Source organism: Streptomyces sp. NPDC037301 (assembly GCF_055602785.1).
The window spans coordinates 53109-77392 of record NZ_JBVJWD010000031.1 but is presented as its reverse complement, the minus strand read 5'-3'; the positions used below and the strand labels follow the sequence as shown (position 1 = coordinate 77392).

The 24284-nt window shown below is 69.7% G+C and carries 16 protein-coding genes; 11 read left to right on the top strand and 5 right to left on the bottom strand.

Annotation, left to right across the window (positions count from 1 at the left end; translation table 11 throughout):
- Nucleotides 1-19 precede the first annotated feature (19 nt).
- Nucleotides 20-502 carry a DUF456 domain-containing protein gene (locus tag ACZ7IB_RS34500; protein WP_470918013.1) on the bottom strand — a complete coding sequence of 161 codons (483 nt, stop codon included), beginning with the start codon at nucleotides 500-502 and terminating at the stop codon, nucleotides 20-22.
- Between the two features lie 127 nt (nucleotides 503-629).
- Nucleotides 630-1619, bottom strand: coding sequence for a helix-turn-helix domain-containing protein (locus ACZ7IB_RS34495; RefSeq protein WP_470918011.1), 990 nt, complete (start codon nucleotides 1617-1619; stop codon nucleotides 630-632).
- Nucleotides 1620-1829: 210 nt separating this feature from the next.
- Here ACZ7IB_RS34495 and ACZ7IB_RS34490 point away from each other — a divergent pair, with 210 nt between their 5' ends.
- The 3 genes from ACZ7IB_RS34490 (at nucleotide 1830) to ACZ7IB_RS34480 (ending at nucleotide 9229) form a co-directional block, all read left to right on the top strand.
- Nucleotides 1830-5588 (top strand): S8 family peptidase, encoded by a 3759-nt coding sequence (locus ACZ7IB_RS34490; RefSeq protein ID WP_470918009.1) that lies wholly within the window; start codon nucleotides 1830-1832, stop codon nucleotides 5586-5588.
- Nucleotides 5589-5715: 127 nt separating this feature from the next.
- Nucleotides 5716-6963, top strand: coding sequence for a protein phosphatase 2C domain-containing protein (locus tag ACZ7IB_RS34485; protein ID WP_470918007.1), 1248 nt, complete (start codon nucleotides 5716-5718; stop codon nucleotides 6961-6963).
- Nucleotides 6964-7486: 523 nt separating this feature from the next.
- Nucleotides 7487-9229 (top strand): pyruvate dehydrogenase, encoded by a 1743-nt coding sequence (locus ACZ7IB_RS34480; protein WP_470918005.1) that lies wholly within the window; start codon nucleotides 7487-7489, stop codon nucleotides 9227-9229.
- A gap of 59 nt (nucleotides 9230-9288) precedes the next feature.
- On the opposite strand, the gene ACZ7IB_RS34475 is transcribed toward ACZ7IB_RS34480, so the two are convergent.
- Nucleotides 9289-12402 (bottom strand): alpha-mannosidase, encoded by a 3114-nt coding sequence (locus ACZ7IB_RS34475; protein WP_470918004.1) that lies wholly within the window; start codon nucleotides 12400-12402, stop codon nucleotides 9289-9291.
- Nucleotides 12403-12563: 161 nt separating this feature from the next.
- On the opposite strand from ACZ7IB_RS34475, the gene ACZ7IB_RS34470 reads away from it, so the two are divergent.
- From ACZ7IB_RS34470 to ACZ7IB_RS34440, 7 genes are all read left to right on the top strand, one after another.
- Nucleotides 12564-13724 carry an NAD(P)/FAD-dependent oxidoreductase gene (locus ACZ7IB_RS34470; RefSeq protein WP_470918002.1) on the top strand — a complete coding sequence of 387 codons (1161 nt, stop codon included), beginning with the start codon at nucleotides 12564-12566 and terminating at the stop codon, nucleotides 13722-13724.
- Between the two features lie 37 nt (nucleotides 13725-13761).
- The gene (locus ACZ7IB_RS34465) at nucleotides 13762-14088 is read left to right on the top strand and encodes a (2Fe-2S)-binding protein (RefSeq protein ID WP_470918000.1); all 327 of its coding nucleotides are present in this window, start codon (nucleotides 13762-13764) and stop codon (nucleotides 14086-14088) included.
- Nucleotides 14069-15547: an FAD/NAD(P)-dependent oxidoreductase gene (locus ACZ7IB_RS34460; RefSeq protein ID WP_470917999.1), complete on the top strand. Its 1479-nt coding sequence runs from the start codon at nucleotides 14069-14071 to the stop codon at nucleotides 15545-15547. The genes ACZ7IB_RS34465 and ACZ7IB_RS34460 overlap by 20 nt, the downstream gene beginning before the upstream one ends.
- Before the next feature lie 111 nt (nucleotides 15548-15658).
- Entirely contained in the window at nucleotides 15659-16567 is a 909-nt protein-coding gene (locus ACZ7IB_RS34455; RefSeq protein WP_470917997.1) for a dihydrodipicolinate synthase family protein, read from the top strand.
- Nucleotides 16568-16656: 89 nt separating this feature from the next.
- Entirely contained in the window at nucleotides 16657-17658 is a 1002-nt protein-coding gene (locus ACZ7IB_RS34450) for a proline racemase family protein (RefSeq protein ID WP_470917996.1), read from the top strand.
- Nucleotides 17655-18599, top strand: coding sequence for an ornithine cyclodeaminase family protein (locus tag ACZ7IB_RS34445; RefSeq protein ID WP_470917994.1), 945 nt, complete (start codon nucleotides 17655-17657; stop codon nucleotides 18597-18599). Before ACZ7IB_RS34450 ends, ACZ7IB_RS34445 begins: the two co-directional genes overlap by 4 nt.
- A gap of 88 nt (nucleotides 18600-18687) precedes the next feature.
- Nucleotides 18688-19422, top strand: a complete 735-nt coding sequence (locus ACZ7IB_RS34440) for a GntR family transcriptional regulator (protein WP_470917992.1) — start codon at nucleotides 18688-18690, stop codon at nucleotides 19420-19422.
- Nucleotides 19423-19521: 99 nt separating this feature from the next.
- On the opposite strand, the gene ACZ7IB_RS34435 is transcribed toward ACZ7IB_RS34440, so the two are convergent.
- The gene (locus tag ACZ7IB_RS34435) at nucleotides 19522-20994 is read right to left on the bottom strand and encodes an aminopeptidase P family protein (RefSeq protein ID WP_470917990.1); all 1473 of its coding nucleotides are present in this window, start codon (nucleotides 20992-20994) and stop codon (nucleotides 19522-19524) included.
- 336 nt (nucleotides 20995-21330) lie between these two features.
- Between ACZ7IB_RS34435 and ACZ7IB_RS34430 the strand changes: the two genes are divergently transcribed.
- Nucleotides 21331-23715, top strand: a complete 2385-nt coding sequence (locus ACZ7IB_RS34430) for a M9 family metallopeptidase (RefSeq protein ID WP_470917989.1) — start codon at nucleotides 21331-21333, stop codon at nucleotides 23713-23715.
- 98 nt (nucleotides 23716-23813) lie between these two features.
- Here the strand turns inward: ACZ7IB_RS34430 and ACZ7IB_RS34425 are convergent, their stop codons facing one another.
- Nucleotides 23814-24203: a barstar family protein gene (locus tag ACZ7IB_RS34425; RefSeq protein ID WP_470917987.1), complete on the bottom strand. Its 390-nt coding sequence runs from the start codon at nucleotides 24201-24203 to the stop codon at nucleotides 23814-23816.
- Nucleotides 24204-24284: the final 81 nt, after the last annotated feature.

Sequence of the window (24284 nt, the reverse complement as noted above, 5' to 3'; positions counted from 1 at the left end):
GGGGGAGGAGGTGCGGAGGTCAGGCCCAGATCACCGCGCTCAGCCAGGCGCCAGTCACCAGCAGACATGCGTAGAGCTCGACGAGCACGGAATAGCCCGTCGCCCGCATCACCGAGCGGACCGATGCCCATCCCGCCCCGTGGCTGCCGAGCCGCAGCCGCTCCGCCCCGTAGATCGCCCCCACATAACCGATGATCCCGCCCACCACCGGCACCACGAAGAAGCCCACGATCGCGCCGGCCCCGCCCAGCATCAGAGTCTTGCGCGGTGCACCGGACTCACGGGGGCGGCGCGGCGGCAGCAACGGCTTCAGCGCCTGGTTCAGCAGAAGCAGTGCGGTGGCACCTATGAGTACCCCCCAGGCTGCCGGAGTCGTGTCGGTCAGCGCCCACCACAGCACGGCGGCCCAGACGATCGCCTGCCCCGGCGCCCCCGGCACCAGCACGCCGACCAGGCCGAGAAGCATCACCAGGCCGACGGCGACGAGCTGCCACACTCCCATCTGACCAGCCTGCCGGAGTCCGGCCGGTCCCGCCTGTCAGTGCGGCTCGGGGCGGGCCGTCGGTGCAGCTCAGGGCCGTAACGAAGCGGCGGGGACACCGGGCCGGGGTATCCGGTGGGGGCCTTGTTCAGGTCCGTGGCGTCCGGGCCACCCAGCCCCGCTCGTACGCGTGCCAGCCCAGCTGAAGCCGGGTCGACACCCCGGTCAGCTCCATCAGCCCCTTCACCCGTCGCTGAACGGTCCGCAGCCCCAGCTCCAGCTGCTTTGCCACGCTCGCATCCGTCAGCCCGGCCAGCAGCAGCGAAAGAATCTCCAGGTCCGTCGCATCGGGCGCGGTGGACTCCTCCTCCAGCCGGTCGTTCTCACCGAGCCTGAGCGGCATGGCCTCGCGCCACACCGCCTCGAAGAGCCCCATCAGTGACTCCAGCAGCCCGGAGGCGTGAACCACCAGTGCCGCAGGCTCGGCGCCCCGTCCGGTCAACGGCACCATCGCCAGGGCCGTGTCGGCGATGACCAGCTTGGTGGGCACCCGGTCGACGACCCGGCACTGCTCGTCACGGCTCAGCGCGGCCGACAGCTCCGTGATCCCGGACGGCAGCGCGAGCACCTCGCGCTCGACCACCACCCGGAACGACACCCCGCGCGTGGCGGCCTGCTCCTCGGACTCGTTCTCCATTCCGGTCACCGCGATCGGCTTCCCTGTGACCAGGGCGCACACCTCACTCGTCGCACCCAGCTGCAACTGGTGGAAACGGTGCGCCACCGCGCTCGCGCCCGTGACCACCTCGACCAGATCGTGCACGGCCGAATCGGTGGCCTCCGCCCGGTACTCCTCGGCGAGCAGCGCCGCCGCCATCTCCGCCTGCTCCAGCTCATGGCGCTGCTGGGTCAGCAGCGCACCCAGCGCCACCCCCGGTGGTGCGGCCACCCAACGGCCCGTACGGGCCGACGACTGGGCGGCCAGTCCATGCTGTTCCAGCCGGCGCAATGCCCGTTCGGTGTCCGACTCGGGAAGTGCCAGCCGGTGCGCGAGATCGGAGACCTCCGCGGCTCCCACCGCCACGAGCGCGCGGTACGCCGACTCCTGTATCTCGTCGAGACCTATGGCTCCCAGCATCCCCGGACCCCTCCCGGACGCATTGATTCCGCACGATGTCGCTGTCTTCGGGCGCCCGGTCGTGGCGGAAAGCGGCCACGGCGTAAACCCGCCGTGTACATCATCCCTTTATCGCCCGTCGCTCTGCCAATGTGGCGCCACCGCAGTACCAACAACCTCCGGAATGCTGCGGTTTGTTCAGAGATATTCCGGTTTCACTTGGGGAGAGCGATGCGTCCGATATCGCGTACGGCACTGGGAGCGGCCACCGCCGCCGTCCTGGCCGTCACCGCGATCGCACCGTCCGCGGCAGCGCCGCGGGACGAGACGACCGCGAAGAGACCACTGACCGGCAGTGCCGCCGCCGACGCCAAGGAGGGCAAGCCGGTCACCGTCACCCTGGTCACCGGCGACAAGGTCCTGGTGAGCACGGACAGTTCGGGAACCGCATCGGTCACCGCACTGCCGCGCGAGGACGGCACCGTCCCCCTCGTGCAGACCAGGCAGTCCGGCAAGGACCTCTACGTCTACCCCGACACCGCCGCCGACGCGCTGGCTGCGGGCACGGTCGACGAGGAACTCTTCAACGTCACCGGACTCATCCGCCAGGGCTACGACGACGCGAGCACCAAGTCGCTGCCGCTGATCGCCGTCTACGGCAAGGACACGGCCCGCTCCGCGCCCGCCACCCCGCGCGGCGCCAAGCGCGGACTCGCACTCGACGCGATCGACGGCGTTGCGCTCAAGGCGGACAAGGAGAAGGCCGCCGACTTCTGGTCGGACGTCACCAACACCCGTTCCCGCTCGGCCTCCGGTCTGAAGAAGCTCTGGCTCGACCGCAAGGTTCAGGCCACCCTCGACAAGTCGACCAAGCAGATCGGCGCCGACCTCGCCTGGGCCGCCGGATACGACGGCAAGGGCACCAAGGTCGCCGTGCTCGACACCGGTGTCGACGCCGAACACCCCGACCTCAAGGGCCGGATCGCCGCCTCGGAGAACTTCACCGACTCCGACACCACCGACGACCGTCAGGGCCACGGCACCCACACCATCTCCACCGTGGGCGGCTCCGGCGCGGCCGGCGACGGCAAGAAGAAGGGCGTCGCCCCCGGCGCAGACCTGCTCGCGGGCAAGGTCCTCAACGACAGCGGCTCCGGCGCCGAGTCCTGGATCATCGCCGGCATGCAGTGGGCCGTCGACCAGAAGGCCGACGTCGTCTCCATGAGCCTCGGCAGCCCGTCGCCGACCGACTGCACCGACCCGATGAGCGTCGCAGCCGAGGAACTCGCCCAGAGCAAGAACACCCTGTTCGTGATCGCGGCCGGAAACGCGGGACCGACGCTGAACACCGTCTCCTCGCCGGGCTGCGCCCCGAGCGTGCTGACTGTCGGTGCCGTCGACCGCGACGACTCCACGGCCCAGTTCTCCAGCCGCGGACCCGTGATCGGATCGCACACCCTCAAGCCCGAGATCTCCGCCCCTGGCGTCAACATCTCGGCCGCTGCGGCCGGTGGTCGCGGGGTGTACGCGTACCGGACGATGTCCGGTACGTCGATGGCCACCCCGCATGTCGCGGGCGCCGCAGCCATCGTGAAGCAGCGTCACCCGGACTGGACCGCTCTGCAGATCAAGGCGGCCCTCGTGTCGTCCGCGAAGAGCGACATCCCCGGCGACGTACGCGAGACCGGCGGCGGGCGCCTCGATGTGAAGGCCGCCATCGACACCACCGTCGTCGGCGCTCCCGCCGTCCAGGGCGGCACCTTCAACTGGCCGCAGGACAAGAGCGACCGCACCACGGTCGACGTCCCGTACACCAACTCCGGCACCGAGCCGGTGAAGCTGTCGCTGAAGGTCCAGGGCGTCACCGGCAACGACGGGTCGGACGTCCGCTCCTCGGTGGCGAAGCTCGACGCGAGCACCGTCACCGTGCCGGCCGGAGCCACCGTCAAGGTCCCGCTGCACATCGACCCGACCGCGAAGCTGAAGGCATCCCAGTACGGCGATGTCACCGGACGTGTGCTCGCCAGCGGGCCCGACGGCGTCAAGGTCTCCACCCCGTTCTCGATGTACGTCGGACCGGAGACCGTCACCCTGCGCGTCAAGCTCGTCGACCGCACCGGCAAGCCCGCCACGGGCCCCTCCTCGGTGGACCTCATCGGCACCGACACCGCCGGCGGTGAGCGACGCTTCAACGACGGCGCCACCGACCAGGTCTACCAGGTCCGCCCCGGTGCGTACTTCGTCTCCAGCTTCATCACCACTCCCGACACGAAGGACGCCACCGGCAAGGTGGTCGAGTCCGTCGGCTACCTCGCCAGGCCGCAGCTGAACGTCACCAAGGACACCACCTTGGTACTGGACGCCCGCAAGGCCCACCGGATCCAGGTGAAGACGGAGGACCGCGCGTCCGAGAGCCGCTCCACGACACTCTCCTTCGGCCGCAGCTGGGACGATGCCTGGCTGCACTCCGGTTCCATCACCGGCACCGGCATGAACTACCTGGCCGACGTGCAGGGCAAGGCGAGTGACGGCGACTTCGAGTTCGCCAGCCTCTGGCGCGCGTACGCCCCGCAGATCGAGAAGCTGTCGGTCGTCGGCGGCTCCGCACTGCACCCGACGGTGGCGAGCACCGGCTCCGTCAACCTCGACGGTACCGGGGAGGCCGCACTCGTCGACGCGGGCACCGGTACCCCCGACGAGCTGAAGGCCGCCGGTGTCTCGGGCAAGATGGCCCTGGTCAAGATCGCCGATGACGGAGCGATGGCCACTCAGGCGCGGAACGCCGAGTCCGCGGGCGCAAAGGCGGTCATCGCGTACCGGCCGTCCGCAGGCCCCTGGACGCCGTCCGTCGGATATGGTCCGGCGCCGCTGCCTTCTCTCGGTATCGAGTCGAGCGAGGCGGACGCACTGAAGGCCGCCCTGGCCGACGGCCCCGTGAAGCTGAGCTGGAAGGCCACCGCCGCCAGCCCGTTCGTCTACAACCTCGCCTTCCCCGAGACCGGCCCGGTCACCTCGGACCGTACGTACAAGGTGCGTGACAGCAAGCTCGGCAAATCCACCGCCACATACGAGGCGATGGGCGTCGCGGCCGACTACATGGACACGATGATCATCAACCGCCCGTACGGCGGGAGTTACTCCGGTGGCTTCGACACCGTCGCCGTCCCCGGCAAGCGCACCGAGTACTACTCGGCGGGCGACACCGGCTGGGAGCGGTACCTCTCCTCCAGCTTCCCCTTTGGCGAGTACATGGTCGACCGGCCCCGTACGTACACGGCAGGCTCCGAGCGTACGGAGAACTGGTACCGGGGCATCCCGGCCCCGGCCGCTCCGCGTGACGCCGCGGGCAAGGTCCAGCTCGCCGCCGAACGGCAGGACAACGTGATCGGCGTCGCCCCGGGCTTCTGGAGCGACACCGAGCACGCCGGTCTCCAGGGCTCCTTCGGAGATGTGGGCAACATGCGGCTGACCAGCGGTGGCGAGGTGCTCGGCGAGTCCGGCTGGCCGTCCGGGGTCTTCACCGTCCCGGCCGGGGACGCCGCGTACGAACTCACCATGACCACCGCCAAGTTCGGCCAGCCCGCCGCCGTGTGGCAGCGGTCCACCCACACCGAGACCACCTGGAAGTTCCGCTCGAAGCGGGACGAGAACGTGTACTCACAGGGGATCCCGCTGCTCTTCCCGGGCTACGACCTGGAGACCGACGGACTCAAGACCCTCCCGGCGAAGGACGGTCAGACGATCGGCCTGAGCGTCACCGGCCACGCGGGCTACACGCCCGGCAAGCTGGTCGCCGCCGAGGTCTCCTACTCGTACGACGACGGCGAGACCTGGACCCGGGCCACCACCGCACAGCAGGGCGGCCACTGGACCGCGACCGTGAACCACGCGGGCGCGGCCGGCAAGCCCGTCACCCTGAAGACCGAACTGACGGACGCCAGCGGCAACTCCGTCATCCAGACCGTGAACGACGCGTACGCCGTGCGCTGATCACGTCCTGACCGGTCCGCCGGGCGACCTTCCCATGGGGGGTGGGGCCGCTCGGCGGACCTTTTTTCATGGCCACTTTTTCCGGATGACCCGTTCTCGTAAGGCCCGTGCGGTGGACAATAAGGGCATGAGCCAGCAGGGGGAGAGGCCCGCCGCCCACGAGGACGACTGGTGGCGCAGGCTGTACGACGAGACCGCCAGGGACACCGGGGCGAGCAACGCGGCCGACAGCCTCGACGACCGCTTCGACTCGGCGTCGGACGCGGCGAGTCCGGGCGGGCCCGGGGGGTTTGACGGAGCGGGGGAGGGGGCTGAGTGTCTGCTTCCGCCTTCGGCGGTGGTGCCGGGCACGTCGGCCGGGCCGCCGCTGCCGCCTCCGCCGTCCGTGCCGACGCCTCCGCTGACGCCTCCGCCTCCGCCGGTCGCGTCGGCCGGGCCGCCGCCGTCCGCGCCAGTGGTGCCTGAGCCGGTGTGGGTGCGTGCTCCGTGGGAGCCGCCGGTTGCGCCCGTACGCGCCCCGGGTGCATCCCCGGCCGGCCCGTCGCAGCCGCGCACCTTCGCCGCACCGCCGGTTCCGGCCGGTCCTGCGGCCGCCGCTGACCTGCCGTCGGGGCCGGACTTGCCGTCGGGGCCCGAGCTTGCGCCCGAGCCATCCCTCGCCGATGGGGCGTCCGCGCCGGCGCCGCCGCTGCCCAGGCGGCCGGGCGGCGAGGGACCCGCCGCCCCGCAAGCCCCCGCCATCACGGTCACCGCACAGGCACCTGCACCCGAGCCTGATCGCGCACCCGCACCCGCACCCGCACCCGTACCCGCACCCGCCCCGCTCCGCCCTGTGATCGGCCATGTGGGTGACCGGCCGCCCACCGACGACGCCGAGCCCACCACGCTGCCCGCCACCGTCCCCCAAGAGCTCGACGGTCTCGTCGCCGACACCGTGCTCGACGGCGCCGAATACGGCACGTACACCCTGCGCGCCGCCTCCGTGCGCGGGGACTCCGCACGGTTGCGGGGCGAGCCCCGCCGCGATGCGCTGCTCACTGTCCGCTTCGGCGCCGACAGGAGCGCGCTCGTCCTGGTCGCCGTCGCCACCGGGGCCCGCGCCACCGAGCGGGCGCATCTGGCGGCGGCCGACGCCTGCCGCTGGATCGGCGGTGCCGTCGGCCGCAGCCATGTCCGGCTCTCCGAGGACATAAGGGCCGGCCGCCGTGGCGACCTCAAATCCGGCCTGCACCGCCTCACCGACCGTAGCTACGGCAAGCTGCGCGCCCGCGCCGCCGAGCTGGGACTCCCTGCTGCTGCGCAGCAGCAGCCGCGCCGAACCCCCGCGCGGGGAGCCCTCGCTCGCCCAGGAGCTCGCCGAACGCTGGACTCCTGACCAGGCACCCGGGCTCGCCACTTTCCTCGCGGACACCCAGCTCAGGGTGAAGGGGTTGGTAACTGCTCTCCGGGGAGTGCGCATAACGTCGGTTTAGCTCAATCGTGTGATGGTCCGCTCGCGGGCTTGCGGTGCCTTGGGCCGACCCGGTTAACGTGATCGTGTGATCTGGGACGCCGGGTGCGGCGCCAGCGTGCGGGGCCCCCGTTCTACCGGAGTGATGGTTCGGGGCCTCCCCGTCGCCTCTGGCCGTATCCACATGGCCAGGTCGCGCAGGGAACTGGCCTCCCGAGATCGGACCACGCACGGGATGCGTGTCGCCGCCCCGGGGTTGAGTACGCCGGGGACCAGTGCGCCCAAGACCGTTCGGGGCGTGCGGCTGTCGGGACTCACTCCCGCTCAGTCTTCAGGAACGGTACTCCGACGACCGTACGAGTGTCGGCGTCTGGGAGGCGTAACCGCGCGCGCCATGGGTTGATGGATGCGGAGTCCGGAAGCCGAAGCGCGGAAAGGGTACGCACCCATGGCCAAGCAGAACGTGTCGGAGCAGTTCGTCGACATCCTCGCCCGGGCGGGCGTCAAGCGAATGTACGGCGTCGTCGGCGACAGCCTCAACCCGGTCGTCGACGCCATCCGCCGCAACTCGGCCATCGACTGGATCCAGGTCAGGCACGAGGAGACAGCCGCGTTCGCCGCCGGAGCCGAGGCCCAGATCACCGGCTCGCTGGCGGCCTGCGCCGGATCCTGCGGCCCCGGCAATCTGCACCTCATCAACGGCCTCTACGACGCCCACCGCTCCATGGCACCCGTTCTCGCCCTCGCCTCGCACATCCCTTCGAGCGAGATCGGTCTCGGCTACTTCCAGGAGACCCATCCGGAGCTGCTCTTCCAGGAGTGCAGCCACTACAACGAGATGATCTCCAACCCGCAGCAGATGCCGCGGCTGCTCCAGACGGCCATTCAGCACGCGATCGGCCGAGGCGGCGTCAGCGTCGTCTCGATGCCGGGTGACATTGCATCGCAGCCGGCCCCGGAGAAGTCGATCGAGCACGCCCTCGTCACCACGCGGCCGACGGTACGGCCCGGTGACGAGGAGATCGAGAAGCTCTGCCGGATGGTCGACGAGGCGAAACGTGTGACATTGTTCTGCGGCAGCGGCACGGCGGGTGCCCACGCCGAGGTGATGGAGTTCGCCGAGCGGGTGAAGGCCCCGGTCGGGCACGCGCTGCGTGGCAAGGAATGGATCCAGTACGACAACCCGTACGACGTCGGCATGAGCGGACTGCTCGGCTACGGCGCTGCCTACGAAGCGACCAACGAGTGCGATCTCCTCATCCTGCTCGGCACCGACTTCCCGTACAACGCCTTCCTTCCCAGCGATGTCAAGATCGTCCAGGTCGATGTGCGCCCTGAGCACCTCGGCCGCCGCTCCAAGCTGGACCTGGCGGTCTGGGGCGATGTCCGCGAGACGCTGCGATGTCTTACCCCGCGGGTCAGGACCAAGACCGATCGCAAGTTCCTCGACCGGATGCTGAAGAAGCACGCCGACGCGCTGGAGGGCGTGGTCAAGGCGTACACCCGCAAGGTCGAGAAGCACATCCCGATCCACCCGGAGTACGTCGCCTCGGTGCTGGACGATCTGGCGGACGACGACGCCGTGTTCACCGTCGACACCGGTATGTGCAATGTCTGGGCCGCCCGCTATCTCTCGCCCAACGGCAAACGCCGCGTCATCGGTTCGTTCAGCCACGGCTCGATGGCCAACGCGCTGCCGCAGGCCATCGGCGCCCAGTTCATCGACCGGAACCGGCAGGTGGTGTCGATGTCCGGCGACGGCGGATTCACGATGCTGATGGGCGACTTCCTCACCCTGGTGCAGTACGACCTGCCGGTGAAGGTCGTGCTGTTCAACAACTCCTCGCTCAGCATGGTCGAGTTGGAGATGCTGGTCGCCGGCCTGCCGTCGTTCGGTACGACCAACAAGAACCCGGACTTCGCGGCGATCGCCAGGGCCGCCGGGGCGTACGGCGTACGGGTGGAAAAGCCCAAGCAGCTTGAAGGCGCCCTCAAGGACGCCTTCAAGCACAAGGGCCCGGCGCTCGTCGATGTCGTCACCGACCCCAACGCACTCTCCATCCCGCCGAAGATCAGCGCGGAGATGGTGACCGGTTTCGCGCTCTCCGCCAGCAAGATCGTGCTGGACGGCGGAGTCGGCCGGATGGTCCAGATGGCCCGCTCCAACCTGCGGAACGTGCCCCGCCCCTGAACGAACCCGAGCAGCGGGGCGGGACGGGCCGGGACTTCGCGCCGGGGCCGGCCGGGACCTCAGGCAGGGGTCAGGCGGACCGTCAGGATCTGGAACGGCCGCAGGGACAGTACGAGACCGTGCTCATCGGTGTCCGCCTCGTGCAGCGGCCGTTCCAGCAGGTCGGTGATCCGGGCCTGTACGACGGGGAATCCGACCCGCAGTGTCGTGTCGGCGCGCCCGCCCGCCGACTCGTACAGCCGCACGATCACATCGCCGCTGCGGTCCTCGGCGAGCTTGACCGACTCCACCGTGACCGCCGGATGTCCGGGGCCGATCAGTGACGGCAGGGACGGCGCAACGGCCGCCCGTAACGGGAGATTGAGCGCCAGCCCCTCCCGTACCGCATCCGTGACCTCACCGCCCGGCGCCAGCGCGTACCTGAACCGATGCCTGCCGAGGTCGGTCTCCGGGTCCGGGCTGTGCGGGGCGCGCAGCAGCGTCAGCCGTACGGTTGTGCCCAGGCCCGAACCGTGCGGGGTCCGGGTCACCTCGTGCCCGTACGTCGAGTCATTGAGCAAGGTGATGCCGTACCCCGGCTCGGCGACCCGCAGCCAGCGATGGGCGCAGATCTCGAAACGGGCCGCGTCCCAGCTGGTGTTGTCGTGTGTCGGGCGGTGAGTGTGCCCGAACTGGATTTCGGCCGTCGACCGTTCGGCGTGCACATCGAGCGGGAACGACACCTTGAGGACCTTTTCCGACTCCCGCCAGTCCACCTCGGTGTCGATGTCGATCCGCCGACTGCCCGCGGTCAGCCGGATCTCCTGCACGATGCGCGACGCCCCGAACGACCGCATCACACGGACGGCGGCCCGCAACGGCCCCTCCTCGATCAGTTCCACGGAGTCGGCGTCGGTGAGATCGGTGCGGGTGCGGCGGTAGTGGCGGTCGATGTCCCAGGCGTCCCAGTGATTGGGATGATCCGGATGCAACTGGAGGAGGTTGGCCCGGTGACCGGGTGCGAGGACGTCCCGCCCCGCGCCGAGATCGCGGACGGCGGCGATCAACCCGTCGCCGTCGACCACGACCCGCAGCAGCCCGTTGTCGAACACGAATCCCTCGTCCGCCGAACCGGTCACCGTGACCGCGTGCTCCACAACCGCCGAACCGTCCAGCAGACCCGCGCCCAGCCCGGGTGTCTCGGCGAGCACCGCCGTACGCCCGTCGCCCAGCGGCTGCACATGCGCGCCCGAGGGCAGCACCGCGCTCGCCTCGGCGTCGAGCTCGACCACCTGAATTCGGTGGTACGGCGATGAGTTGAGCGCCACGAGACCCTCGGCCCCACCCAGCGCCGCCACCGCGTCCGCCACCAGATCGGCCAGCTCCTCCCGTACCCGTTCGTATGTCTCGTGGGCCTCCCGGTGCACCCAGGCGATCGACGAGCCCGGCAGGATGTCATGGAACTGATGCAGTAGCACCGTCTTCCACAGCCGGTCCAGCGCCTCGTACGGATAACGGTGGCCGGGAGTCCGCAGCGCCGCCGTGGTGGCCCACAACTCGGCCTCACGGAGCAGGTGTTCGCTGCGCCGGTTGCCCTGCTTGGTCCTGGCCTGGGTGGTGTACGTGGCCCGGTGCAGCTCCAGATACAGCTCACCGGACCAGACCGGTGCCTGCGGCCCGTACTCCTCCTCGGCCGCCGCGAAGAACGCCGCCGGCCTCTCGATCTCGACCTTGGGCGAACCCTCCAGATCCCTGAGCCTGCGTGCCTTCTCCAGCATCTCGCGGGTCGGACCGCCCCCGCCGTCACCCCAGCCGAACGGGACGAGGGAGCGGGTCGCCAGCCCCTTCTCCGCGAAGTTCCTTTCCGCATGGGCCAGTTCGCGACCGTGGAACTGTGCGTTGTAGGTGTCCACGGGCGGGAAGTGGGTGAAGACCCTGGTCCCGTCGATGCCCTCCCACCAGAAGGTGTGATGTGGCATTTTATTGCTCTGGTTCCAGGACAGTTTTTGCGTCAGGAACCACTTCACCCCTGCCAGTCGCGCCAGTTGCGGGAAAGCGGCCGTGTAGCCGAAGGAGTCCGGCAGCCAGATCTCCTCCGTCTCCACCCCCAGCTCCTGCTCGAAGAACCGCTTGCCGTGCACGATCTGCCGGGCAAGCGCCTCACCGCCCGGCATATTTGCATCGGACTCCACCCACATCGACCCCACGGGCGCCCACTGTCGGTCCGCCACGGCCTGCTTGATCCGTTCCCAGATGTGCGGCTGATGCTCCTTCACCCAGGCGTACTGCTGGGCCTGCGACGCGGCGAAAACCAGCTCCGGATAGTCCTGGGCCAGCGCGGTGACATTGGCGAAGGTGCGCGAGGCCTTGCGCACCGTCTCGCGCAGCGGCCACAGCCACGCCGAGTCGATGTGCGCATGCCCGGCGGCCGAGATCCGGTGTGCGCTCGCCGACGCCGGCCGGGACAGCACCTCGGTGAGCCGGCCCCGGCGGGCTCGCGCCGTGCCCGCCACATCGTGCAGATCCAGTGCGTCGAGCATGCGCTCCAGCGCCCGCAGGATCTCGTGCCGCCGAGACCGGTCGACGGGCAGTTCCCGCATCAGCTCGGAGAGCACCTCGATGTCCAGAACGAGATGCCAGACCTCCTCGTCCAGCACGGCGAGGTCCGCGGAGGCGAACCGGTAGAGGGGCCGGTCACCCGCCGTAGTCACGTCCCCGAGCGGCGTCGGCGCGAATCCGTGCTCCAGAACCGCCGGGTTGGCCGCCGCCTCCAGGAGCAATGAGACCGGTTCACCGCCGACGGCCTGGGACGTGACCGTCAGATGCCGATTTCGCGGATGGATGCCCTTGAGCGGAACGCCCGCGGTGTCGTACAGCATCCCCTCGGCCTGGAATCCGGGCCCCTGGCCACAGAAGCCGGGGTCGACGACCACCTCGACGCGCCGCCCCGCCCAGTCCTCGGGCACCGTCCCCTCAAGCCGGAACCAGCTGGTGGACCACGGCTTCCCCCACTCCGTACCTGCACTGAACGGCTCGTAGGTTCCCTCCAGTACCTCGGCCACCGGTACGGGTTCGCCGGCAATGTGCCGGACGGAGAGGGTGAGCGGGGTCCGGGCCGGGTACTGGGCCGGGCGGATGAACTGGTGCAGGGCCCTTTCGAGGCGGTCCTCCACCAATGTGCGGTCGTCGTGCATCACGGCTCCTCGGGTCGGCGCCTTGGGGCGTTCATGGCTCCACTTCCCCGGCGGCGCAACCGGCACCCCTGCGAGCGACGCGACGGGGTGATGGTTGATCAACTGTCCCTGCACACACCCTTGGCGACTCCAAAACAATGTGACATATTACTGTCGTGTTCATGAGACAGCCCCTGGATGTCGTCATCGTCGGGGCCGGAGTGGTCGGTGCCGCCTGCGCCTACTACGCCTCCCGGTCCGGACTGTCCGTAGCCGTCGTCGACCGAGGGCCGGTCGCCGGAGGCACCACCGGAGCCGGGGAGGGCAACCTCCTGGTCTCCGACAAATTGCCAGGACCCGAACTGGAACTGGCCCTGCTCTCCGCCTCCTTGTGGCGCGAACTGTCGGAAGAACTTTCTTCGGACATCGAGTACGAGATCAAGGGCGGCCTGGTCGTGGCGGCGTCCGAGGAATCCCTGACCACCCTGTCCACGACGGCCGCCGACCAGCGAGGAGCCGGAGTCGAGGCGTACCACGTCACATCCGACCGGCTCCGCGATGCCGAGCCCCACCTCGCACCGCACCTTGCCGGAGGCTTCCACTACCCGCAAGACGCTCAGGTTCAACCAGCGCTGGCGGCAGCCGAGTTGTTACGGGCAGCCGGCCGCTCCGGAGCACGCCTGTGCCCGGGGGAGGAAGTCGTCGCGATACTCAGGGACCGGGATGGTGCGGTAGGCGGGGTGCGCACCGCACGGAGTGAACTGCGCGCCCCGGTGGTCGTCAACGCGGCGGGCACCTGGGGCGGTGAACTGGCCGCAATGGCCGGGGTGGACCTGCCGGTCCTGCCGCGCAGGGGATTCGTGCTCGTCACCGAGCCGTTGCCGCGGCTGATCCGGCACAAGGTCTACGCGGCGGAGTACGTGTCCGATGTGTCGAGCGGGTCCGCGGCGCTGCAGACCTCGCCCGTGGTGGAGGGAACCCCGGCGGGGCCGGTGCTGATCGGGGCCAGCCGCGAACGGGTCGGCTTCGACCGGACCTTGTCGGTTCCGGCGATCGCCCGACTGGCCGCCCAGGCCGCCGCTCTCTTCCCCGTATTGGCGGATGTGCGGGTGATGCGCGCCTACCACGGGTTCCGCCCCTACCTGCCCGATCATCTGCCGGCGATCGGCCCGGACCCCCGGGTGCCAGGCCTCTTCCACGCCTGCGGCCATGAAGGAGCCGGGATCGGGCTGGCCCCTGCGACCGGACTGCTGATCGCCGACGCGATCGCCGGGCAGCGGCCGGTACTCGATCTCGGACCGTTCGCCCCGGACCGGTTCGACACCACGTGCCATGTCACATGACTGCGGAGGGGGCTCGTGTGCCCCAGGAGAGGACCCTGTGAGACGTACCCGTGCACGTACCCCTGCCGAGCTCGTCGCGGCGCAGCCCGAACCGGAATTCCAGCTGACTTTCGACGGGCGCCCGGTTCGTGGACTGCCGGGCCAGAGCATCGCCGCGGCCCTCTGGTCGGCGGGCATCCTGACCTGGCGCACCACTCGGGTCCACGGCCGGCCGCGGGGAGCCTTCTGCGGCATCGGTGCCTGCTACGACTGCCTGGCCACGGTCAACGGCCGGCCGAACCAGCGCGCATGCCTGCTTCCCGCCCGCCCCGGCGACGCCATCACCACACAGGAGGGCGACGGGCATGCCGCACTCGACAGATGAACGCCGCCCACGGGACGCGGACTGCGCCGGACTCGCCGTGGTGGGCGCGGGACCGGCCGGCCTGGCCGCCGCCGTCACCGCGGCCGATCACGGGCTCGACGTGGTTCTGCTGGACTCGGCCGTTACGCCCGGTGGGCAGTACTACCGGAGCCCGCCCGCCGGGCTTGGCGCGACCCGGCCCGGCGCCCTCCACCACGGCTGGCCCGTCTTCGCCGGACTCTCCGCACGACTTGCCGCGCACCGCGGCTCCGGCGCGATCCGCCATCTCCCCAACCATCAGGTGTGGACGGTCGAACGAGCCGGTGAAGGCGACTGGATCCTGCACGCCGTCACCGGAGCCGAAGGGGAACAGCGTTCCGCTGTCCGGGCCCGCCGACTGCTGCTGGCGACGGGCGCCCATGAACGTCAACTTCCCTTCCCCGGCTGGACGCTTCCGGGCGTGGTGAGCGCGGCCGGCGCCCAGGCGATGCTCAAGTCCGGCCTGGTGCTGCCCGGCCGGCGGATCGTGGTCGCGGGGAGCGGCCCGCTTCTGCAGGCCGTCGCCCTCTCGCTGACGCGCGCCGGTGCGAGCGTTCCCGCACTCATCGAAGCGTCCGGTTACGGGGCGTACGCGCGCGCTCCCCGGGTGCTGGCCGCCAACCCCGGCAAGATGGCGGAAGGTGTCCGGTACGGGGCGGCACTGACCGGCGCCGGAGTTCGAATGCTGACTCACCGGGCGGTGACCGACGTGCACGGCGACGACCGGGTGGAGGCGGTGACCGTCAGCCGGGTGGACCGCCGGTGGCGCCCTGTGCCGGGGACCGGCCGCACGATCGCCTGCGATGCGCTCGCCGTCGGTCACGGGCTCGTTCCTCAGCTGGAACTCGCCGTAGCGGCGGGCTGCGGTACGCGCGCTTGCGCGGACGGCACGCATGTGGTCACCCTCGACGAGCAGCTCAGGACCACCGTGCCGGGGGTCTGGGCGGCGGGAGAGGCCGGCGGCATCGGCGGCGTCGAACTTGCTCTCTGCGAAGGAGAGTTGGCAGCGCTGTCGGTCATTCGTGAGATGCGGGGCGGTGTGCAGCGGGCAGCGGCGCGCAGAGCAGTCGCCCTGCGTCGTTCCCGACGCCGTCTGCGGGCCTTTTCCGCGTTGATGGGTGTCGTGCACCGGCCGGGGGCGGGGTGGAGCGAATGGCTGACCGACGACACGGAGGTCTGCCGTTGCGAAGAAGTCACCGCGGGCCGGATCCGTACCGCGTGCGAGGAGTTCGGAGCCGGTGACACCAGGACCGTCAAACTGCTCACCCGGGCCGGAATGGGGTGGTGCCAGGGCCGGACCTGCGGATTCGCCGCCCGTGAACTGGCCGACGCGCACGGCAGCGGACGCAGCACCGGTGAAGGGCCGGACGGCCCCGACCGGCGCCCGCTCGCCTGCCCGGTAAGGCTGTCCACGCTCGCCGACCTGGCCGACCCCGGATAGACCCGCAGCCACTCCCCGACACGCCTCGGCCGCGCCTCGGTACTTCGCGCCGCCGGCTGTTGCCCATGCTTCCCCCCACGCCGTAAATGTCACACCACTCAAGGAGTCACGATGCAGACGAACGCCCACCCGCGCACCCGCCCCTGGCACGGGGTCATGGTCGCCACCCCGATCACATTGCGCGATGACTGCACGATCGACTACGACGCCTATGCCACGCATGTCCAACAGCTCATCGCGGAGGGTTGCGACGGTGTGGTGCCCAACGGGTCACTGGGGGAGTACCAGACCCTGACCGACAGCGAACGCGAGCAGGTGGTCCGGGTCGCCGTCGAGGCGGCAGGCGACGGCAGCCGCGTCATGCCGGGCGTCTCCGCCTACGGCAGCGCGGAGTCGCGGCGCTGGGCGGAACAGGCCGCAGAGGCGGGCGCCGGTTCCGTGCTGCTCCTGCCGCCCAACGGATACCGCTGCGAGGACGCGGCGGTTCGAGCCCACTACGCCACTGTGGCCGAAGTCGGGGTTCCGGTCGTCGCGTACAACAACCCGTTCGACACCAAGGTGGATCTGACACCGAGCCTGCTCGCCGCTCTCCACCAGGAGGGCAGCATCGTGGCGGTCAAGGAGTTCAGCGGCGATGTCCGAAGGGCCTACGAGATCGCCGAACAGGCGCCCGGCCTCGACCTGCTCGTGGGCGCCGACGACGTGCTGCTGGAACTGGCACTCGCCGGGGCCGTCGGCTGGATCGCCGGCTGTCCGAACATGCTGCCGTCCTGCTGTGCCGAGCTGTACCGGGCCGCTGTGACCGGTGACATGGCAACTGCCCTGCCGCTGTACCGCGAGCTGCATCCCCTGCTGCGGTGGGACTCGAAGCCGGAGTTCGTCCAGGCCATCAAGGCATCCATGGACGTTGTCGGACGCCATGGTGGCCGTACCCGTCCGCCACGCCTTCCCCTGCCCGCCGACGACGAGGCAGCCGTACGTGCCGCGACGGAGAAGGTACTGGCCGGGGGCCTCGGCTGAGCGCGGTTCGGTCGTTGTACGTCCGGACAGCGCCCGACCCGGCCCGTTCTTCGTGTTGTTCATGACGAACTGACGAACCAGGAGGAGCCTTGCAGACACGTCACATCTTCCACGCAGTCGACTCACACACCGAGGGCATGCCCACCCGCGTCATCACCGGCGGCATCGGCACCATTCCCGGTGCCACGATGGCTGAACGGCGCACGTACTTCCGGAAACACCGGGACGCCGTGCGAACGCTGCTCATGTACGAACCGCGCGGCCATGCCTCCATGAGCGGTGCGATCCTCCAGCCGCCCACCCGGCCCGACGCGGACTTCGGCGTCCTCTTCATAGAGGTTTCCGGGTATCTGCCGATGTGCGGGCACGGCACCATCGGGGTCGCGACCGTTCTGGTGGAGACCGGCATGGTCGAGGTCACCGAACCCGTCACCACCGTACGGCTGGACACCCCGGCCGGACTCGTCAGCGTCGACGTCCGGGTGAAGGACGGCGCGGCCACCGCTGTCACCCTGACCAACGTTCCCGCGTTCAGCGTCGCACTCGACCGGACGGTGGACGTACCCGGCTACGGACCGGTCCGCTACGACCTCGCCTACGGCGGCAACTTCTATGCGATGGTGCAGTTGCCCGACCTCGGGCTGCCCTTCGACCGGGCGCGCAAGGGCGACATCCTGGCGGCCGGACTCGCCCTGATGGACGCGGTCAACGCCGCTGACCGGCCCGTTCACCCGGAAGATTCCGACATCAACGGCCTCAAGCACGTGCAGTTCATCGCACCCGGTTCCGATGCCCGCCACTCCCGACACGCGATGGCCATCCACCCCGGCTGGTTCGACCGGTCGCCCTGCGGAACCGGCACCTCGGCACGCATGGCCCAACTGCACGCACGCGGTGAACTTCCCCTGGACACCGATTTCGTGAACGAGTCCTTCATCGGAACGTCGTTCACCGGGCGTCTCATCGAGAAGACCACCGTGGGCGGGCTGCCCGCCGTCGTCCCGGCCATCACGGGCCGTGCCTGGATCACCGGTACCGCACAATTCTTCCTGAACCCGTCCGACCCCTTCCCCGAAGGATTCCTGCTGTGAACCTGCCCCTGCTCGGCGCCGACGACATCGAGGCCCTGGGACCGACCGGAGCCTTGGACGCCCTGGAGGCGGCGCTGAGCGGGGGACTCGATCCGGAGACGTCCCCGGCCCGGCACCATGTCACAGTGCCCGGCGGAGAATTGCTGATCATGCCCGCCACCACCCATCAGGTGACCGGAGTGAAGATCGCCGGAGTCGCCCCCGGCAACCCGGCACGCGGCCTGCCACGGATCACTGGAAGCTATCTGCTGCTCGACGGCCCCACCCTGCTGCCGCTCGCCCTGCTCGACGGGGCCGCGCTCACCACACTGCGCACACCGGCCGTGTCGGCACTCGCGATCCGCCACCTCACCCCGCCCGTCCTGCGCCATCTGGTGCTCTTCGGAACGGGCCCCCAGGCGTACGGACACCTTGCCGCGGTGCTCGCGGAACGGCACGTCGAACGGGTCACCGTGATCGGCCGCACCCCGCGCCGGGTCGCCGCACTGGTCGAGCACGCCCGTCAACTCGGCGTGGACGCCCGCGCGGGTGAGGCGCACGTGATTGACCAGGTCGCCACCGCCGATCTGGTGCTCTGCTGCACCACGTCCGCCACTCCCTTGTTCGACGGCACCCTCGTGCCGGACGGCGCGACAGTCGTCGCGGTCGGCTCGCACACCCCGGACGCCCGGGAGGTCGACACGGCTCTGGTGTCACGCTCCACCGTGATCGTCGAATCGAGGGCGGCGGCCCTGTCGGAGGCGGGCGATCTGCTGATCCCGATGGCGGAAGGAGCCTTCAGCGCCGAGGACATCGCCGGCAACCTCGCCGACCTGGTGACCGGTCGGATCCTCGGTGAGAAGCCAGCTGCCTTCGAGCGCCCCCGGTTCTTCAAAAGCGTCGGAATGGGGTGGGAAGACCTCGCGGTCGCCGCGGCGGTGCACCGGAAGTCGGCGCCCTGACCGAGTTGTCCACAGGTCAGGAGTGACGGGCCCGAGTGGAAACGTGACATTGTATTCTGAGGGCCCGTACGGCGTTGGAGGAACAAACATGGCCCGCCTGTCGACGCTCAATGTCATCTCGGCGCAAGAGCACTTGCGCGATCAGGTGGCGAACGCTCTCAGGGCGGCCCTGATCGCCGGAGACCTCCGTCCCGGCATGATCTACTCCGCCCCCGCGCTCGCTGCCGAATTCGGGGTGTCCGCCACCCCGGTCCGCGAGGCCATGCTCGACCTGGCGCGTGAGGGCCTGGTCGAAGCGGTCCGCAACAAGGGTTTCCGCATAACGGAGTTGACCGACCAGGATCTCGACGACTTCACCGAACTCCGCGCCATGATCGAGGTACCCACCGTCGGCCGCATTGCCCGGATGGGCAAGGTCAGGGAGCTGAAGGCACTTCGGCCGCTCGCCCTGGCGATCGTCGCTGCTGCCGCCGAGCACGACATCATCGGTTATCTGGAGGCCGACCGCCGCTTCCACCTCGAACTGCTCGGTCTGGCGGGCAACCGCAGGCTGGTGGAGGAAGTCGGCAACCTGCGCAAGCGATCGCGCCTCTTCGGGCTGAACCGGCTTGACGCAACGGGGCAGCTGACCGTATCGGCCGAGGAGCATGTCCAACTGCTCGACCTCGTGATCGCCGGTGACGCCCAGCGCGCCGAGGCCTGCATGCTGGCCCACATGTCACATGTCAGGTCGATATGGGCCGAGGAGGACGGCGACGACGCCGGCGCCGTCGCCGGAGGCACCCGGGGCAGAAGGGCGTCGCTGCCGGTCGCAGAGGCCTGAGCCACCGATTTCGTCCCGGAGCCCCAAGCGGCACTCCGTCCTCCACGGGCCGCCCCCGCCCCCCGCGCGGGGGGCGGCCCGTGGAGTGGGCCGTCCGGTTCAACCGTCCAGCAGGGCGGCCATCCACTCCTCGATTCCGTCGGCAGTGCGCGGCAGTGCGGACGACATGAGGTGTGCGCCGTCGGACGTGATCACGAGGTCGTCCTCTATCCGCACCCCGATTCCGCGCAGCGACCGGGGCAGCGTCTCGTCGTCGGGCTGGAGATAGAGCCCCGGTTCCACGGTCAGTACCTGCCCGACTTCCAGGCGCCCGTCCAGATAGCGGTCGGCGCGCGCCTGGGCACAGTCGTGAAGGTCCATGCCGAGCATGTGACCGCTGCTGCAGAGCGTGTACCGGCGGTAGAAGCCGTTGTCGGCGTCGAGCGCCTCATCGGCGGACGTCTGCAACACGCCCCATTCGTACAGCCCTTCGGCGATGACCCGCATGGCCGCCAGGTGGAAGTCACGGAATCGTGCCCCAGGGCGCAGGGCCGCGATGCCCGCTTCCTGCGCGGCGAGCACCAGCTCGTAGACGCTGCGTTGTGCGGAGGAGAAGCGGCCGGACAGCGGCAGGGTGCGGGTGATGTCGGCCGTGTAGAGCGAATCGGTCTCCACCCCGGCGTCCAGTAGCAGCAACTGGTCGCGTTCCAGGGGGCCGTCATTGCGGATCCAGTGCAGGACACAGGCGTGCGCCCCGGCTGCGGCTATCGTGGAGTACCCCGGACCATTCCCCTCCAGCCGGGCCCGCAGATCGAAGACGCCCTCGATCCAACGCTCACCGCGCGGGTGCCGCAGCGCCTGCGGAAGGCTCCGCACCACATCCTCGAATCCTGTCACCGTCGCATCGACGGCTTGCTGCAACTGGCCGGTCTCCCAAGGGTCCTTGACCAGTCGGAGCTCGCTGAGCACTGCTTCCAGTCCTGCCGGCGCCGACCTTCGGCGCTGGAACGAGCGGCAGGAACGCAGTAGTTCGTCGACGGCAGGGTCTACCCCTCCCAGCGCCCGTACCGGTGGCTGTGGCCCGGTCAGCAGCTTCTCCCAGGCGTCCAGGTGTGCACAGCGGATGCCGGTCATCCGGGTGGCTTCCTCCAGGTCGGGTCTGCGCCCGACCCAGAACTCCCCGTATCTGCGGTCGTGGTAGAACTCGCGGCCGGTGCGAGGCGATCGAGGCCGCAGATACAGCACCGCCTCGTGTCGCTCGTCGCCGTCGGGTTCCAGGACGAGGACGTGTCCGGCCTGGTCCTCGCCGGTGAGGCCGGTGAGCCAGGCGTAGCCGGTGTGCGGCCGGAAGCGGTGGTCGGTGTCGTTGGAGCGGACCGCGAGCGCGCCCGCCGGGATGATCAGGCGCTCGCCGGGGAAGCGGGCGGCCAGCCGGGCCCGGCGGGCCGGGGTGACGTCGTAGGAGGGGACGCGGGCGTCCGCCGGCAGGGGGGTGTCCGCCCACGCCGTACTCATGAAGGCGTCCAGTGCCGGCGACACCGGCAGGTCGTGGCTGCTGATGCAGGGCGCGGAGAAGGAACGGGACACGGGCATTGCTCCTCGGGGGCTCTGTGGGACCGGGGTCGGGGCCGGAATTCCGGCTCTCCGGGGACACGGTGGTGCGGTGGTCGGGAAACCGGTGGTGGCGGCCGGTGTGTTCGGGGCCGCGTGTCATATCCCGTGCTGCGAAGAGAAGTTGTCGCGCAGATGAATGTGCGTGAGAGGGGTTCCAAAGAACATGTGACATGTGCCATTGTACAGCGCGCAAGGGGAAAGGAGCCGTGCTCATGTCACGACGTGAGTGCGCTTCAGACCCGGTCCGCTCCGACCTCTTGCATTCCCCCACAACCGCGCCCTGTCGCGCGGTCACCACTCCGCTGGAGGCGGCACGTGAAGAACCTGAGGGTTCGGCAAAAGATAACCGGATTGTCCACTACGGTCCTGGCAGCATGCCTGGGCGTGGGCCTGTTCACGGCACCGAGCCAGGCCGTCGAGCAACGCCCCGCCGTGTCGACCGTGACCCCCCACTTCTCGGACGCCGCCCAGAAGCGGGCGGAACCCCGGACCGAGGACGCCGGCGGCCCCACCGCCGAGGCGCTGACGGCACCCGCCGACGATGCCGCTCACGTCGAACGAAAGCCGCTCAAGGCCGCCGACCTGCCGCCGCTGTCCGCGTCCAAGGACGCGCTCAAGCGGGACTACGACGACCAGGCCACCGCGCTTCCGAGCCACCAGGCACCTTCGATGAAGGCCGAGAAGCGCCGCGCCAAGAAGCTCGGCACGGCCGCGGCCGAGTGCAACACCACCGATTTCACCAACAACACCGGAAGCGCCCTGGTCGAGAAGGTCAAGGCGGCGACCACCGACTGCGTCAACACGCTGTTCCGTCTCAAGGGCCAGGACGGCTACAACGCCTTCCGCGAGGACCAGATGGTCACCATCGCCGATGCCATGCGCGACGCATCGGCCTCCTACCCCGGTGACAGCAGCACCGGCATGCCCCAGCTGGTCCTCTTCCTCCGGGCCGGCTACTACGTGCAGTTCTACGACCCCGACACCGTCGGGGAGTACGGGCCGCGCCTGCGCACGGCCATCCAGGGCGCGCTCGACGGCTTCTTCGGCTCCTCGCACGCCTTCGACGTCACCGACGCCAACGGCGAGAGCCTGTCCGAGGCGATCATCCTGGTCGACAGCGCCGGGGAGAACGCCCGTTACCTGAACATCGTCAAGCGGATGCTGGCCGACTACGACTCCTCGTACGACAGCTCCTGGTACATGGTCAACGCCGTGAACAGCGTGTACACGGTCATGTTCCGTGGTCACCAGGTGCCGGAGTTCATCAGCGCCATCGAGGCCGATTCCAGCGTGCTGAACTCCCTGCGCGACTTCGCCGCGAACCACCTCGACCTGCTGGGCACCAAGAATTCGTTCCTGGCCGCCAACGCGGGACTCGAGCTCGGCCGCTTCCTCAAGGAGGACTCGCTGCGCGCCAAGGCGAGCCCGCTCGCGGTCGACCTGATGGGCAAGAGCTCCATCGACGGCCCCACCGCCCCGCTCTGGGTCAATCTGGCCAAGATGGTCGACGCCTACGACAAGGACAACTGCGCGGCCTACGGCGCCTGTGACCTCGCGGAGCGTCTGGAGAAGGCCGTCCTGCCGGTGAAGCACACCTGTAGCGACAGCATCACCATCCGGGCGCAGGACATGACCGCGGAGGAGCTCGAAGCCAGCTGCACCAGCCTGCGCGACCAGGACGCCTACTTCCACGAGGTGGCCCGGGACAACGGCGCGGTCGCCGACGACAACAACAAGACCATCGAGGTCGTGGCCTTCAACTCCAGCGCCGACTACCAGACCTACGCCGGAGTGATCTTCGGCATCGACACCAACAACGGCGGCATGTACCTGGAGGGCGACCCCAAGGCCGAGGGCAACCAGCCCCGGTTCATCGCCTACGAGGCCGAGTGGGCCCGCCCCGACTTCCAGATCTGGAACCTCAACCACGAGTACACCCACTACCTCGACGGCCGCTTCAACATGTACGGCGACTTCGCCGCCGGAATGACCACGCCGACCGTCTGGTGGGTCGAGGGCTTCGCGGAGTTCGTCTCCTACTCGTACCGCAAGCTCGACTACGAGGCCGCCATCGCCCAGGCCGCGAACCGCACCTACACCCTGCGCACCCTGTTCGACACCACCTACGACAACGCCGACCAGACCCGCGTGTACAACTGGGGCTACCTGGCCGTCCGTTACATGCTCGAATCCCACCGCTCCGACGTCGACACCCTGCTCGGCCTCTACCGCAAGGGCGACTGGGACGGCGCCCGCACCCTGCTCACGTCGACCATCGGCAGCCGTTACGACGCCGACTGGGACACCTGGCTGGCCGCCTGTGCGGCTGGCGCCTGCGGCAGCGGGTCCACCAACCCGCCCGGTGAGATCACTGAGTGCAAGGACACCGACACCAGGCTGCTGGGCCGGAACTGCATGCGCAGCGACCTGAAGGCCGTCAAGGGCGACTACGCCTACCTGGCCGTCGTCATTCCGGCCGGCACCACCCAGTTGAAGATCACCGCCTCCGGCGGCACGGGTGACGCCGACCTCTACTACAGCGCGAAGGAGTGGGCGACCACCGAGGTCTACACCGACAAGTCCGTCGGGGCGGGCAACGAGCACACCCTGACCGTCAACAACCCGGCGCCGGGCTACCACTTCATCAGCCTCTACGGCACTGAGAAGTTCGACGGCGCCAAGGTCACCACTGAGTTCTGATCCCTACGACCCCCAAGGTATCGGCCGGCCGAGTGATGACCCCGCTCGGCCGGTCGGTGCCGCCCCCCGGGCCGCGTCCGCCGGACACGGCCCGGGGCTCACGACAGCCGCAGCCCGCCGGGCGCCGTTCCGCTCGTCAGCGCCTCCACGAGCAGGTCGAACAGGGTCGGTCCCCGCCCCACCAGCGCCTCGTCCAGCCGCTGCTGGACCGCCGCGCGGTTTGTGGGATGCACCCGGCTCAGGCTCTGCCGCAGCCAGCGCGCCGTCTCCTCATGGCCCAGGGCCTGTGCGGAGGAGGTGTGGTCCCGCCACTCGAAGACGAAGTCGCCGTCGTCGGGCGTGCCCATGCCGCCGCCGAGACAGTCCGCGAGAGCGTCGAAGTTGCGGCCGAAGTACCCGCCGGGGCCGTTCACGGCCTCGCCGATCACTTCCCAGAACTGCTCCAGGCCGGTGACCCGGGAGCCGTCGATCACATAGGTCACGGTCATGGGGGGAGGGTACAAGTCCGGCCGCCTCCGGCGGTCCGTGATCCGCGCCGCAGGTGGGGGGCTACGGCGCGGACCGGCTCG